We start from the raw sequence: 15,022 nt of genomic DNA on the forward strand, positions 1-15,022 counted from the left end.
CGTATTATTTTTTGTCAATTTTTTCTTGAAACGCAAAATAGGCTCTTTGAGATGCTTTTTCTTCTGCTTTCTTTTTCGAGGTAGCTCTGGCTTTCGCAATGACTTTATCGTCAATACTCAATTTTACGCCAAAATATTTTTGCCCGTCTATACCATTGTCGTCAAACACATCATAATGAAAGGATTTCTTTTCTTTTTGACACCATTCAATCAGTAAACTTTTGTAACTGATAACTTTACCTTCCAGCTTGGCAATATCGACGTAAGGTAAAATAACACTTCTTTGGATAAATTTTTGGCAAAATTCATACCCTTTGTCTAAGAAAATAGCACCTACTAAGGCTTCAAAAATATTGCCGTGGATGTTCTCACCAAAGTGTTGCGTTGGTACTTTACTTTCTACAAATCGGATTAGGTTTAAGTCTCTTCCCAATTCGTTTAAATGCTCACGACTTACAATTTTAGAGCGCATTTTGGTCAGATAACCTTCGTCACCAGCCGGTGCTTCTTTGTATAAATGAGCAGCAATTACCGCACTTAACATCGCATCCCCTAAAAACTCCAAACGCTCATAATTCATCGGATTGCCTTTCAAGTCCATGCGGTTTGTGGAACGATGCGTGAATGCTTTTTCGTAATAAATGATAGATTGCGGTTTAAAACCTATTACTTTTTGAATTTCATTAAAAAAAATCCCGTCCTCTTGCGAACGGGAATTTTTAAATATATTTTTTAGAATTTTCATCTAATTTTAGTCTTCGAGTTTTTTGAATAAAACGCAAGCGTTGTGTCCACCAAAACCAAAAGTATTGCTCATCGCCACTTTCACTTCTCTTTTTTGGGCTTTGTTTAAAGTCAGGTTCAAAGAAGGATCAATGTTTTCATCTACAACCGTATGGTTAATGGTTGGCGGAACAATTCCATATTTCATAGCTAAAATAGAGGCAATCGCTTCAATCGCCCCGGCAGCACCTAGTAAGTGACCTGTCATCGATTTAGTAGAATTGATGTTGATGTTTTTTGCATGAGCACCAAAAACGGCACTAATCGCTTTCAACTCGGCTACGTCACCAAGTGGTGTTGAAGTTCCGTGCGTGTTGATATGATCAACTTGATCTGGTGACATTCCTGCATCACGTAAGGTATTTTCCATAACCGCAATCACGCCAATTCCTTCCGGATGCGGAGCTGTTAAGTGATAAGCATCTGAGGACATTCCGCCACCGCCAATTTCACAATATATTTTGGCACCACGTGCTTTCGCATGTTCGTATTCTTCTAAAACCAAAGCTCCGGCACCTTCGCCTAAAACAAATCCGTCACGAGTAGCATCAAAGGGTCTTGATGCCGTTTCTGGACTGTCATTTCTGGTTGATAAAGCTTGCATGGAGTTAAATCCGCCCATACCGGCAATAGTTACTGCAGCCTCTGAACCACCTGAAATAATCACATCACACATTCCTAAACGAATGTAGTTGAAGGCATCAATCAAGGCATTGGCAGAAGACGCGCAAGCAGAAACGGTAGTATAATTTGGCCCCATAAAACCATTTCGCATTGAAATGTGAGCTGGAGCTATATCAGCAATCATTTTTGGGATAAAGAAAGGATTGAATCTTGGCGTTCCATCTCCTTGAGCGTAGCTTATCACTTCATCTTGAAAAGTTTCCAATCCGCCAATTCCGGCACCCCAAATTACACCAACTCTCTGTTTATTTACATTGTCATTGGTAATTCCGGCATCTTTTATTGCTTCTTCACTGGCTGCCACAGCATATTGTGCAAACTTGTCCATTCTGCGAGCTTCCTTGCGGTCCATAAAATCTTCAATATTGAAGTTTTTGACTTCGCAGGCAAATTTTGTCTTGTGTTTTTCAGTATCATAATAGGTAATCAGAGCGGCGCCACTTTTACCGTTTACCAGCGCATTCCAATATTCTTCAATGGAATTTCCGATTGGTGTTAATGCACCCAAACCTGTTACTACAACTCGCTTTAACGCCATAATATGTTTTTTACAATTGTATTTAAACAAATAATACCCATGTTTTCTTCAAATATAATCATTAAAGAGACAGGGGTATTTCAATATTTTAAGATTGAATATCAATCAATGTTTATTCTTTTCAGTAAAAATAATAAAAACCCGTGAAAAACAGTTGTTCTTCACGGGTGATTTAATTATTATTTTTTTGCTTCTTCGATGTAAGAAATAGCTTGACCTACAGTAGCAATGTTTTCTGCTTGGTCATCCGGAATTTGAATATCAAATTCTTTTTCGAACTCCATGATAAGCTCAACAGTGTCTAATGAATCAGCGCCTAAATCATTTGTGAAGCTTGCTTCTGTTACAACTTCGTTTTCGTCAACGCCTAATTTGTCTACAATAATCGCTTTTACTCTTGATGCAATGTCTGACATAATTTCTAATTTTTTAATTTTAATTGTTGGCAAAAATAAAAAACTTTATTTTAAAACAACCTTTTTGTTACTAAATGTGACCACGAAAATAAAAAATTTATTTCAGAATCTTACATTATGATGGTTTTAATTCGAGTAATTATTCTTTTTTTTGTGCTACCAAATTTGATCTTCCATGAAAAAGATTCTGCTTTTTGCCTCGGGCGCTGGTTCCAATGTGGAGAATATCATACAGTATTTCAAAAACAACGATAGTATAAGTATAGTCGGCATCTTTACTAACAATCTACATGCCAAAGCTTTAGATATAGCAAAATACCACAATGTGTTTTCCTTTGTTTTCAATAGGGAGGAGTTAAACGAAGGCTTTGTTCTAGAAAAAATCAACAAACTCCAACCTGACTTAATCGTTCTGGCCGGTTTTCTCTGGAAAATGCCAGATGTTATTGTACACCAATACCCAAATAAAATCATCAATATTCATCCGGCGCTTTTACCAAAATATGGCGGAAAAGGAATGTATGGTATGAAAGTACACCAAACTATTTTGGAAAACAAAGAAAAAGAAACCGGAATCACCATTCATTACGTCAACGAACATTATGACGAAGGCGAATTCATTTTTCAACAAAATATAAATATTGAAGATTGTCAATCTCCTGAAGAAATAGCGGTTAAAGTTCAAGCATTAGAACACGAACACTTCCCAAAAACAATTGAAAGACTGTTAGATTATTAGACTAACTTAGACTTCTTAGAAAAACGTAAGGAGTCTAAAAGTACAATCAATCTAACCCATTTAAAAAGTCTAACCAATCTAAGAAATCCAAATGTCACACCAAGTCCACATCTACACCGACGGCGCTGCCAAAGGAAATCCCGGAAACGGCGGTTATGGCGTTGTCATGGAAATGGTTGGAACACCTTATAAAAAAGAATTTTACGAAGGTTTTCGCTATACAACCAACAATAGGATGGAATTGTTAGGCGTAATCGTAGGTTTGGAAAAACTCAAAAATCCCAACATGAAAGTCTTGGTCATTTCCGATTCTAAATATGTAGTCGATGCTGTTGAAAAGAAATGGGTTTTTGGTTGGGAAAAGAAAAACTTCGCCGGTAAAAAGAATCCCGATTTGTGGATGCGCTTCCTCAAGATCTACCGCCAACACCAAGTCGATTTCAAATGGATTAAAGGCCACAATAACCATCCGCAAAACGAGCGCTGCGATGAATTGGCGGTTTATGCTTCAGGTTTGGAGAAACTTTCCATTGACGCTTTTTATGAGAAAGAAGAAGGAAAGTTACTTTAAGATGACTTTATCAGTTTTGACTTTGCCACTTTATGACTTATGCTTATCTTTGCGCCTTTAATTTGAAACGCAAATAATGAACAAACTTTTAATAGTAGGAACGGTTGCTTTTGACGCTATCGAAACACCTTTTGGAAAAACGGATAAAATCTTAGGTGGCGCTGGAACTTTCATCGGTTTATCCGCTTCGCATTTTAACTTACAATCAGCTATTGTATCGGTGGTTGGTGATGATTTCCCACAAGAATATTTAGACTTATTAACTGATAGAAATATTGATATTTCAGGTTTAGAAATTGTAAAAGGCGGCAAAACGTTCTTTTGGAGTGGTCGTTACCACAACGACATGAACTCAAGAGATACCTTAGCTACTGAATTAAATGTATTGGCTGATTTCAACCCAATTGTTCCGGAACATTTTAAAAATGCGGATGTAGTGATGTTAGGCAACTTACATCCTATTGTTCAAACCGGCGTTTTAAACCAAATGACACAAAAACCTAAATTAGTGGTTTTAGACACTATGAATTTTTGGATGGATTGTGCGTTGCCTGAATTATTGGACGTTATTAAACGTGTGGACGTTATTACAATAAATGATGAAGAAGCACGTCAATTATCCGGAGAATATTCTTTGGTAAAAGCGGCTGCGAAAATCCATACGATGGGACCAAAATATGTGGTAATCAAAAAAGGAGAACATGGCGCATTGATTTTCCACGATGAACACATCTTCTTTGCTCCTGCATTACCATTGGCCGATGTATTTGATCCAACCGGTGCAGGCGATACTTTCGCCGGAGGATTTGCAGGATTCATTACTCAACAAGGAGATATTTCTTTTGAAACCATGAAAACTGCCATCATTCAAGGATCTAACTTGGCTTCTTTCTGTGTGGAGCAATTCGGAACCGAAAGAATGCTCTCACTGAAAAAAGAAGAAGTGAACAAGCGCTTGAAACAATTCAAAGCTTTAACACAATTTGAAATAGAATTACAATAACTTTATGCCTCGAAACTTCGGGGCATTTTTTATTAAAAAATGACCGCGAATTCGCAAATTTATTTTGAATTTTTAATTTGCGACTTTGCGGAAAAAAACAAATTAACTACAAACTACAACTACAATGAGTGACGCAATAAAACACGAATGTGGAATTGCCCTTTTAAGATTAAAAAAACCCTTAGAATTCTACAAAGAAAAATACGGAACCGCTTTTTACGGCATACAAAAAATGTATTTGCTGATGGAAAAGCAACACAACCGCGGTCAAGACGGCGCCGGATTTGCTTCGATTAAATTTGACGTTGAAGCGGGTGAAAGATACATCAGCCGCGTGCGCTCAAACAAAGCACAACCCATTCAGGATATTTTTGCGCAAATCAATGAAAGAATTAATGAAGAACTGACTTTGCATCCTGAATATAATGACAACGTACAATTGCAAAAAGACCACATTCCTTATATAGGCGAATTGTTTTTGGGACATGTTCGTTACGGAACTTTCGGTAAAAACAGCATTGAAAGCGTTCATCCCTTTTTACGTCAGAACAATTGGATGCACCGAAACCTTATCGTGGCCGGAAATTTCAACATGACTAATGTGACCGAACTTTTCAACAGTTTGGTAGAATTAGGCCAACATCCAAAAGAAATGGCGGATACCGTAACTGTGATGGAAAAAATAGGTCATTTTCTTGATGATGAAGTGACCGACTTATATCAAGAATGTAAAAACAACGGCTTATCAAAAAGAGAAGCTTCCCCTATAATAGCTGAAAAATTAGACATTGCCAAAATCTTAAAACGGGCTTCTAAAGGTTGGGACGGCGGTTATGCGATGGCAGGATTATTAGGTCACGGCGATAGCTTTGTCTTCCGTGATCCGGCTGGCATTCGTCCGGCGTACTTTTATGAAGATGATGAAATTGTAGTCGTCGCTTCTGAAAGACCTGTGATTCAAACTTCCTTCAACGTCCCTTTCGAAAAGGTACAAGAATTACAACCCGGACATGCTTTGATTGTAAAGAAAAACGGAACCGTTTCGCAACAAGAAATCATTACGCCAACAGTAAAAAAAGCTTGTTCCTTTGAACGCATTTACTTTTCTCGTGGCAGCGATGCCGAAATCTATCAGGAAAGAAAAGAATTGGGTAAATTAATTTTACCGGCGGTTTTAGATTCAATTGAAAACGATACCGACAATACTGTTTTCTCTTTTATACCAAATACGGCTGAAACTTCTTTTTACGGAATGGTAGAAGCAGCGAATGATTTTCTGAACCAAAGAAAGAACCAGTTTATTTTGAATAACCGTAAAACGTTAACCAAAGAAAAACTCGAAGAAATTCTTTCGGTAAAAATCAGAACGGAAAAGATTGCTATAAAAGATGCTAAACTAAGAACCTTTATCACTGAAGATAGCAGTCGTGATGATTTGGTTGCGCACGTTTATGATGTGACTTATGGTGTAATCAAGCCAACAGATAATTTGGTAATTATTGACGACAGTATTGTTCGCGGAACGACTTTGAAGAAAAGCATTCTTAAAATGATGGATCGATTGAATCCGAAAAGAATTGTTGTAGTTTCTTCGGCACCACAAATTCGTTATCCGGATTGTTATGGGATTGATATGGCTAAATTAGAAGGGCTAGTTGCTTTTCAAGCTGCGATTGAATTGTTGAAAGAGAGAAATCTTTATCACATCGTAGACGATGTATATAAAAAATGTAAATCACAAGAGAATTTAAAAGACGCTGATGTAGTGAATTTCGTAACCGAAATTTACGCACCATTTAGCGACACTGAAATATCGAATAAAATAGCCGAGTTATTGCATCCCGAAGACATTAAAGCTGAAGTAAAAATCATTTTCCAAACTGTTGACAATTTGCACATCGCTTGTCCGAAAAACCTAGGAGATTGGTACTTTACCGGCGACTATCCAACACCCGGAGGTAACCGTGTTGTAAACAAGGCATTTATGAATTTTTTCGAAGGTAAAGATGCACGTGCGTACTAAAATTTTAACATTTTTTGTCTTTAAACGATTTTTGATGCAGTTCGTCTAAATTTTTTGTTTGCAAAATGTTAAACCACTTACATTTGACCTTACCATAGCATTAGTAGGTTAAGTTTATGGTAGATTTGGGGCAAAAAGGGTGAAAAGAAATTTTCACCTTTTTTATTTTCTACAAGCCTTAGAATCAGCAGAAAAAATTTCAACGATTATACTTGCCGTTCATCTGTTTTATTTTTTTGAACACAGTAACTCCTATACTTTTGACGTCACCATAGCATTAGTAGGTTAAGTTTATGGTAGATTTGGGGCAAAAAGGGTGAAAAGAAATTTTCACCTTTTTTATTTTATAAAGGCTGAAAATCATAAAAAAGGCGATTTCTACTCTCATTTGCCTATCATTCCAATATAATTCAGTTAAAAAAGCACTTTTTCCTTTTTTATGTTGTTAAATTTGCACTACCATAGTATTTAGTGTAGGTTAAGTTTATGGTAGATTTGGGGCAAACAGGTGGAAGCAATTCCGCCTGTTTATTTTTAACCCTATCCCAAATAAAAAAACCGACTGCTTTCACAATCGGTTTAAATCCTTAAAAAGAGTTTGTCTTTTATTTTTCTGTCGCGTATAATCTGGCAACTTCTGTCCAATTGATTACATTGAAGAACGCTTCAATATAATCGGGACGGCGGTTTTGATAGTTTAAGTAATAAGCGTGTTCCCAAACATCCATTCCTAAAATAGGGAAACCGCCACAAGCTGTATCCGGCATTAATGGACTGTCTTGATTGGGTGTAGAACAAACTTCCAACTTTCCGCCTTTATGAACACAAAGCCAAGCCCAGCCAGAACCAAAACGTGTTGCGCCAGCTTTGGCAAATTGCGCTTTGAATTCTTCGAATGATTTAAAATCTCTTTCAATTGCTTCAGCTAATTCGCCTGTTGGCAATCCGCCACCATTAGGCGCCATTACTCTCCAAAACAAATTGTGGTTATAAAATCCGCCTCCGTTATTTCTAACTGCTGCGTTTTTCATATCCAAGTTGATTAGGATGTTTTCTATCGTTAAACCTTCCAAATCTGTTCCGGCAATCGCCGCATTAAGATTGGTTGTATAAGCATTATGATGTTTCGAATGGTGAATTTCCATTGTTTTAGCATCAATATATGGTTCTAATGCATCGTATGCATAAGGTAATTGCGGTAATTCAAAAGCCATGGTTACTATATTTAAAGATTAATATTTGATGTTCAAATTTATAAATTATAAATTGTTTTTACTTATAAAATTCACACAATCATTTATAACATTTCAAAAAATTACACCTCAACATATTGCAGTTTTCGCTCTAATTGGTAAGATAACAAAACACACAATAAAATCAAACTAATGCTTATGTAGCCTAAATAATTGTAATTATGGATAGCAAATTTGGTATCACTATAAGTAATCCAACCACTCATTAATGAGGCAAATCCTGTCCCAAGTGATTGCACACAAGAATTTAAACTCATAAAACTACCTCGAGTTTGACTGGTAACCGCTTGGGTAATCATCGCTTGACCAGGAACTGTTCTTCCTGTTGAAGAACTAAACCAAAATCCGAAGATACCTAACACAATGAAAAGTTGCCAATGAGGCATATTAGTTATCAAAACAACAAAGAAAGTTGAAATTAAAGCTGCCCAAACGAACACGGTTCTTTTGCCATAACTATCAGCTAATTTTCCAATGATTTGAGCGGAAATCAAAGAACAAATTCCACCGACTAAATAAATTAAAGGTGTGTATTCCTGCGGAACGCCAACATTGTAAACCAAATAAGGATTAATCAATGGCACGATTATAAAATGTCCGGTGATTAACAAGAAACTAAATAACAAAGCCGTGATTTGCGCTTGGTTACTAAAGATGTCATAGAAATTGGATATGCGTTCTTTCAACTTTACAGGAGTAGATAAATGGGCATTGACATTGGGAACAAATCGTATTAAGAACGGCAACAACAACACGCCAAAAATCGCAACGACTAAAAACGGATAATGCCAATCATATTTGTTAGCTAAAAACAACCCAAAAGGAACGCCAATCACCGAAGCCAAAGCAAATCCGCCCATCAACATTCCCATCGCTCTGCCGCGTCTTTCATACGGAATAACATCGGCAATAATACTTAAGATTTGTGCGCTGATTAAACCACCGAACAATCCGGTCAATGTTCTGGCCAATATCATCGAATAAGTTCCAAAAGCAAAAGCACAAGCAAAAGTGCCAATTAAAAATCCGGAATATCCAAAAAGCAATAGTTTTTTTCGGTCGAATTTATCCGCAAAGAAAATGGCAAAAAAGCTACTCACAAAAGCAGCCAAAGAATAACTGGAAACAATAATTGAGAACTCAGAAGTAGTCAAATTCCATTTGGGCATCAAGATATTTCCCAAAGGCATTATAATCATAAAATCGAGTATGTGTGTGAAATTCAGTAACGCCATCAATGCTACCAAAATAACTTCATTTTTCTTCAAAACAATATTTTTTAATTCAGTTGCAAAATTACGCATTGAAAAATTCGTTTTTCTTAATAAAGAATTAATTAATTACATTAGTAGCATAAATAAAAACTATAGTTTTCTATGTTTGATTTGCAAACCAATAAACTTGAAAATGAGCTTATTAAACTAATTCCTTTACAGGAAATAGATTTTGAAGAATTGTATGCCGTGGCTTCTGATCCTTTGGTTTGGGAACAACATCCAAACAAACTGCGATACCAACGCGATGTTTTTCAAAATTATTTTGAAGGTGCCATTTTGTCTAAAGGTGCTTTTATAATTCGCGATGTAAAAACAAATGAAGTAATCGGCAGCAGTCGTTTTTATGATTATAACGAAAAAGAAAATTCGGTATTGATTGGCTATACCTTTATCGGACGGAAATTTTGGGGCAACGGCTACAACAAAGCTTTGAAAAAAATCATGCTCGATTATGCTTTCGCACATGTCAATAAAGTTTATTTTCATATTGGCGCGTTTAATCTTCGGTCACAAAAAGCTATTGAAAAAATCGGTGCTGTGAAAATTGACGAATTTGAAGTGGAATATTATGGTGAAGACGCGAAGTTGAATTTTGTTTACCTGATCAATAAAAACCAATGGTAGCCGTTTTTGATTTCATATTGGATTTCATCCGAGTTGACTTGATTATCGGTTTTGGCTGGTATTCCATTTTGTTTTTTATTTTACGATTATTCAAATACCAAAAAGAGTTTTTGGCTGAGTTTGATAAACAGGCATGCAAAACGCTTGCTTTTTTAGGATTAGCCTATGGCATTGTTTGGATAATTGCGGTATTGTTAACTTATTTTAACGTAATGAATGAAGAAGAAAAAGCACAATTTATCCGCAGGCTAACCGGTCCGTATTCTTTTGGCTATTGGTTTCAACCTTTGTTTTGGGTAATGTTAACCCAATCATTAAGAATTCGTTTCATTAGAAGACTTTTGATTTTCAGGCTATTAATTTGTATTTCTTTTATTCTAACTTTTGAAAGATTTGTCATAATGATAACTTCCCTTCACAGAGATTATCTTCCGAGCAGTTGGCGTATTTTCAGTTTGGATTTTGGAATCACTTGGTGGGTGTTCATACTTTCGTTAATAATTAAGACAATTGAATTTGCCATTATAGTATTCGCTTATAAATATGCCAAACAATGGCTATTAAATTTAAAAACTACTAAAAGTAACTAATGCAAAAAACCGCTTTCTCCATATACGACGCTTCCGCCGGTTCGGGCAAAACTTATACTTTGGTCAAAGAATACCTAAAGATTATTCTCTTGTCTAAAAAACCCGATGCCTATCGCAATATTTTAGCCATTACGTTTACCAACAAAGCAGTACACGAAATGAAAAGTCGGGTGGTCGAAAGTCTGTCAGAATTTGCCAAAGAAAATCCTTCCGATAAAGCATTGCAATTGATGCAAGACATTCAAAGGGAAACAGGATTATCATTGGCCACGATTACCGAAAAAGCCAAAAGCATCATCAAAAACCTGATTCACAATTATGCTTCGTTTGATATTTCTACCATTGACAAATTCACGCACAAAGTCATTCGCGCTTTTGCACACGATTTGAATTTGCCCATTACGTTTGAAGTGTCGTTGGATACCGAAAATTTATTGACCGAAGCCGTCGACGCCATCATAGCCGAAGCCGGAAACGATGAAACGTTAACCAACTTGTTGGTCGATTTCACCATGGAAAAAACCGATGACGACAAATCTTGGGACATTTCGCGCGAAATTATGGACACCGGAAAATTGATTTTAAACGAAAACAATCGGGAAGAAATCACGCATTTCCAAAACAAAACCATTACGGAGTTTATTGAAATCAAAAACAAACTGACGGAACTTTGTGATGAATTAGAAACGAAAACGGTTGAATCAGCAAGCGAAATATTATTGTTAATTCAAAACAAAGGCATTGATCTCAAATCGTTTTCAAGAGAAACTTTTCCAAATCATATAAAAAGCATTGTTGAAAAAAGATTCAATCCTATCAACAAGAGATATTATCAGTTTGAAGATATTTCTATCAACAAAACCGCTTCCGACAGAGCGATAATTGAAAATATCATTCCCGATTTACTCGAAATGTTGGCTTCGATTTATGCAACATTCGAGAAGAAAAATTTCTACGAAGCGTTTCTGAAAAACATTACACCGCTTTCTTTACTCAATACGGTTAGCAATGAATTGGGCAAAATCCAAAAAGAACAAAACATCCTTTCTATAGCTGAATTTAATAAACTGATTAACGAACAAATCCAAAACCAACCTGCGCCATTTATTTATGAGCGTTTGGGCGAAAAGTATAAAAACTTCTTTATCGATGAATTTCAAGACACTTCAGAAATGCAATGGCAGAATTTAATTCCGCTGATTGATAATGCCTTGTCGAGCGAAGATTTGAATGGTGAACAAGGTTCACTGATGATTGTAGGCGATCCAAAACAATCGATTTACCGTTGGCGCGGCGGAAAAGCCGAACAATTTATCGAATTAGTAAAAGGCAAAAATCCATTCGTGAATCCGGATTGGAAACCTTTTTCATTGGGAACCAATTACCGCAGTTACTCGGAAATTATTGATTTCAACAACAAACTCTTTGGCTTTTTATCGAATGAATTTGCGCATGCAGATTACAAAGATTTGTACCAAAACCACAGCCATCAAAAGTTCAATTCCAAAACTGGTGGTTATGTCAATATTTCTTTTGTACCAAAAATTGACAAAGAAACCTTTGACGATGAAGAAAATCTAGCCAAAAACGAATTGTATTTGCAAGCGACTTTAGCCACGATTGAAAAAGTCAAACAAAACGGTTTCCGCTACAAAGACATCGTTATCCTAACCCGAAAAAAAGCTCACGGAACTGAAGTTGCCAATTATTTAACCGAAAACGGCATTCCGATTTTGTCTTCAGAAAGTTTGTTGCTCGGTGCTTCGTCGGAAGTTCAAGGCGTGATTCACATTTTGCGCTATCTGAAAAACAGCAACGATTTGCAATCGAAGGCGAATTTTTTGTATTATTTGGCTTCGCAACAAGAGCAATTAGCGATTCACGATTTCATTGCCCAAGGTATGGAACAAAAATCGGAACCCGAATTTCAAAACTGGTTAACGACATTCAACATAGATTTTTCGTTTCAAAATATTCGAAAAAAATCATTGTACGAAGCCGCAGAAATTATCATTGCTAAAGTCATTCCGATGGCCAAGCGCAATGCTTACATCCAGTTTTTCCTGGATGAAGTTTTACAGCGAGATCTTAAAAATCAAGCCGGCATTTCGGATTTTCTTTCTTATTGGGACAACAATTCGGAGAAACTCAGTATTCCGTCGCCTGAAGGAAACGATGCCGTTCGGATTATGACGATTCACAAATCGAAAGGTTTAGAATTTCCGGTGGTGATTTTTCCTTTTGCCGAAGAAGATTACAGCAAAGGTCCGCGGGAAAAAATGTGGCTCAATGCCGATGAAGCCATTATCGGTTTGCCGAAAGCATTAGTCGACAAAAGTAGTAAAGTCGAAGGTTATGGCGAAGAAGCCACTTTGGTGTACCAACAAAAAAAACAGGAAGAATTGCTCGACAATATTAATGTTTTGTATGTGGCGCTAACGCGTGCTGAAGAGCAATTGTATATCATTTCGGGGATGCAAGGCAGAAGCAAAACTTCGGGCGAATATCCAAATAACATGGCGACGTTTTTTATCAAGTTTTTGGAAGACAAAGGTTTTGACGAAAGTAAATTTGAGTATTCATTTGGCGAAGCCAAAAAATTATCCGATACCAAAGACCTCATTGACGAAACCGAAACCATCCCTCAATTAGTAGCCACTTTGAACCCGAAAAACATCAAAATTGCCCAAAAAGAAAGTTTGATGTGGAACACGCAACAACAGAAAGCGATTGAATTCGGGAACATTTTACACGAAATTTTATCCTTCGTCAAAACCAAAGATGATATTGATTTGGCACTCACCAAAGCCATCGAAAACGGATTGATTATCGCATCGCAAAAAGAAGAAGTCGAACAAACCATTCAACAAGTCGTCAACCATTCTGATTTGCTATCCTTTTTCGCCATTGGCAACAAAATTCTAAACGAAAAAACCATCATTCAAAAAGAAGGCAACTTGGTCAAACCAGATAGAATGGTCATCAACACCAACCAAGAAATCTATTTGCTCGATTACAAAACCGGAGCGCACCAAACGAAATACACCTTGCAATTGGAAAATTATCAAAACGCAATCGAAAAAATGGGTTTTAAAGTGACTAAAAAAGCATTGGTTTATATTGGGGAAAGGTTGGAAATAGTAAATTTGTAAACTCTAAAAAAAGGCAAAAGGCAAAAGGCAAAAGGCAAAAGGCAAAAGGCAGAAAAAGAAACAACAAACAACAAACTAAATAACATGTACGGAAAAATTCAACAACACTTACAAAACGAACTAAATACCATTGAGCAAAACGGTATTTTCAAAAGAGAACGCATCATCACTTCGCCTCAAGGCGCGGAAATCACCGTAAACGGCAAAACAGTTTTAAACTTCTGTGCTAATAATTATTTGGGGTTGTCTTCGCATCCGGAAGTAATTCAGGCAGCGAAAGACGCTTTAGATTCTCACGGATTCGGTATGTCATCAGTACGTTTCATTTGCGGAACTCAGGATATTCACAAAACTTTAGAAAAAAAGATCGCCGATTTTTACGGAACGGAAGATACTATTTTATATGCAGCAGCTTTTGATGCCAATGGTGGTGTTTTCGAACCACTTTTAGGCGAAGAAGATTGCATTATTTCAGACAGTTTAAACCATGCTTCTATTATTGACGGTGTGCGATTGTGTAAAGCCGCGCGTTACCGTTATGAAAATTCCAATATGGAAGATTTGGAAACCCAATTGAAAAAAGCGGTTGAAGCCGGACATCGATTCAAGTTAATCGTAACCGATGGTGTTTTCTCTATGGACGGATTGGTGGCACCATTAGATAAAATCTGTGACTTAGCCGACAAATACGATGCATTAGTAATGGTTGACGAATGTCACGCAGCAGGTTTTATCGGTGCAACAGGAAAAGGAACTATGGAAGCCAAAGGCGTTATGGGCAGAGTTGACATCATCACCGGAACTTTAGGAAAAGCTTTAGGCGGCGCTATGGGCGGATATACTACGGCTAAAAAAGAAGTGATTGAAATATTACGTCAACGTTCAAGACCTTATTTGTTTTCAAACTCCTTAGCTCCGGCCATTATTGGTGCTTCTATCAAAGTTTTCGAACTATTAGAAAAAGACACCAAGTTGAGAGATCAATTAGAATGGAATACCAACTACTTCAAAGCAGGAATGAAAAAAGCAGGTTTGGATATCATTGATGGAGATTCAGCCATTGTTCCTGTGATGTTATATGATGCCAAATTGTCTCAAGTCATGGCAGATGAATTATTGAAAAAAGGAATCTACGTGATTGGATTCTTTTTTCCAGTGGTTCCAAGAGACAAAGCTAGAATCAGAGTACAATTATCAGCCGCACATACCAAAGAACATCTTGATCAGGCTATTAAAGCCTTTGAAGAAGTAGCCAAGATGTTAAATGTCATATAAAACGGTGTTAAATGTTGCGTAATTGTCATTGGAATTCCAAAATTTATCCAAAACATTACATAATTTCCACATTTTAACAATAAGATTTTGATAT

At 36.6% G+C, this 15,022-nt stretch carries 13 protein-coding genes; 8 read left to right on the forward strand and 5 right to left on the reverse strand.

Annotated features, from left to right (window positions below; genetic code table 11):
• Positions 1–4 precede the first annotated feature (4 nt).
• From rnc to C8C84_RS02710, 3 genes are all read right to left on the reverse strand, one after another.
• The gene (gene rnc, locus C8C84_RS02700; RefSeq protein WP_121312064.1) at positions 5–745 is read right to left on the reverse strand and encodes a ribonuclease III; all 741 of its coding nucleotides are present in this window, start codon (positions 743–745) and stop codon (positions 5–7) included.
• Positions 746–751: 6 nt separating this feature from the next.
• Entirely contained in the window at positions 752–2,005 is a 1,254-nt protein-coding gene (gene fabF / locus C8C84_RS02705; protein WP_121312065.1) for a beta-ketoacyl-ACP synthase II, read from the reverse strand.
• 179 nt (positions 2,006–2,184) lie between these two features.
• On the reverse strand, positions 2,185–2,421 hold the full coding sequence (locus tag C8C84_RS02710; RefSeq protein ID WP_007137004.1) for an acyl carrier protein: 237 nt from the start codon (positions 2,419–2,421) through the stop codon (positions 2,185–2,187).
• A 175-nt stretch (positions 2,422–2,596) separates the two neighbouring features.
• Between C8C84_RS02710 and C8C84_RS02715 the strand changes: the two genes are divergently transcribed.
• From C8C84_RS02715 to C8C84_RS02730, 4 genes are all read left to right on the forward strand, one after another.
• Positions 2,597–3,160 carry a phosphoribosylglycinamide formyltransferase gene (locus tag C8C84_RS02715; protein ID WP_121312066.1) on the forward strand — a complete coding sequence of 188 codons (564 nt, stop codon included), beginning with the start codon at positions 2,597–2,599 and terminating at the stop codon, positions 3,158–3,160.
• Between the two features lie 91 nt (positions 3,161–3,251).
• Positions 3,252–3,731 (forward strand): ribonuclease HI, encoded by a 480-nt coding sequence (gene rnhA, locus C8C84_RS02720; protein ID WP_121312067.1) that lies wholly within the window; start codon positions 3,252–3,254, stop codon positions 3,729–3,731.
• Between the two features lie 76 nt (positions 3,732–3,807).
• Positions 3,808–4,734, forward strand: a complete 927-nt coding sequence (locus C8C84_RS02725; RefSeq protein ID WP_121312068.1) for a PfkB family carbohydrate kinase — start codon at positions 3,808–3,810, stop codon at positions 4,732–4,734.
• 124 nt (positions 4,735–4,858) lie between these two features.
• Positions 4,859–6,757, forward strand: coding sequence for an amidophosphoribosyltransferase (locus C8C84_RS02730; RefSeq protein ID WP_121312069.1), 1,899 nt, complete (start codon positions 4,859–4,861; stop codon positions 6,755–6,757).
• Between the two features lie 605 nt (positions 6,758–7,362).
• Here C8C84_RS02730 and C8C84_RS02735 read toward each other — a convergent pair.
• Together C8C84_RS02735 and C8C84_RS02740 are read right to left on the reverse strand one after the other, a co-directional pair.
• Entirely contained in the window at positions 7,363–7,971 is a 609-nt protein-coding gene (locus tag C8C84_RS02735) for a superoxide dismutase (RefSeq protein ID WP_121312070.1), read from the reverse strand.
• 101 nt (positions 7,972–8,072) lie between these two features.
• Positions 8,073–9,314, reverse strand: a complete 1,242-nt coding sequence (locus C8C84_RS02740) for an MFS transporter (RefSeq protein WP_199717088.1) — start codon at positions 9,312–9,314, stop codon at positions 8,073–8,075.
• Positions 9,315–9,386: 72 nt separating this feature from the next.
• On the opposite strand from C8C84_RS02740, the gene C8C84_RS02745 reads away from it, so the two are divergent.
• The 4 genes from C8C84_RS02745 (at position 9,387) to kbl (ending at position 14,928) form a co-directional block, all read left to right on the forward strand.
• The gene (locus C8C84_RS02745; protein WP_121312071.1) at positions 9,387–9,911 is read left to right on the forward strand and encodes a GNAT family N-acetyltransferase; all 525 of its coding nucleotides are present in this window, start codon (positions 9,387–9,389) and stop codon (positions 9,909–9,911) included.
• On the forward strand, positions 9,905–10,501 hold the full coding sequence (locus tag C8C84_RS02750) for a hypothetical protein (protein WP_121312072.1): 597 nt from the start codon (positions 9,905–9,907) through the stop codon (positions 10,499–10,501). Before C8C84_RS02745 ends, C8C84_RS02750 begins: the two co-directional genes overlap by 7 nt.
• Positions 10,501–13,653, forward strand: coding sequence for an exodeoxyribonuclease V subunit beta (locus tag C8C84_RS02755; protein ID WP_121312073.1), 3,153 nt, complete (start codon positions 10,501–10,503; stop codon positions 13,651–13,653). The genes C8C84_RS02750 and C8C84_RS02755 overlap by 1 nt, the downstream gene beginning before the upstream one ends.
• Positions 13,654–13,737: 84 nt before the next feature.
• Positions 13,738–14,928: a glycine C-acetyltransferase gene (gene kbl / locus C8C84_RS02760; RefSeq protein ID WP_121312074.1), complete on the forward strand. Its 1,191-nt coding sequence runs from the start codon at positions 13,738–13,740 to the stop codon at positions 14,926–14,928.
• The last annotated feature ends 94 nt before the right edge of the window (positions 14,929–15,022 follow it).

The organism is Flavobacterium sp. 102 (assembly GCF_003634615.1).
Taxonomy (GTDB): domain Bacteria; phylum Bacteroidota; class Bacteroidia; order Flavobacteriales; family Flavobacteriaceae; genus Flavobacterium.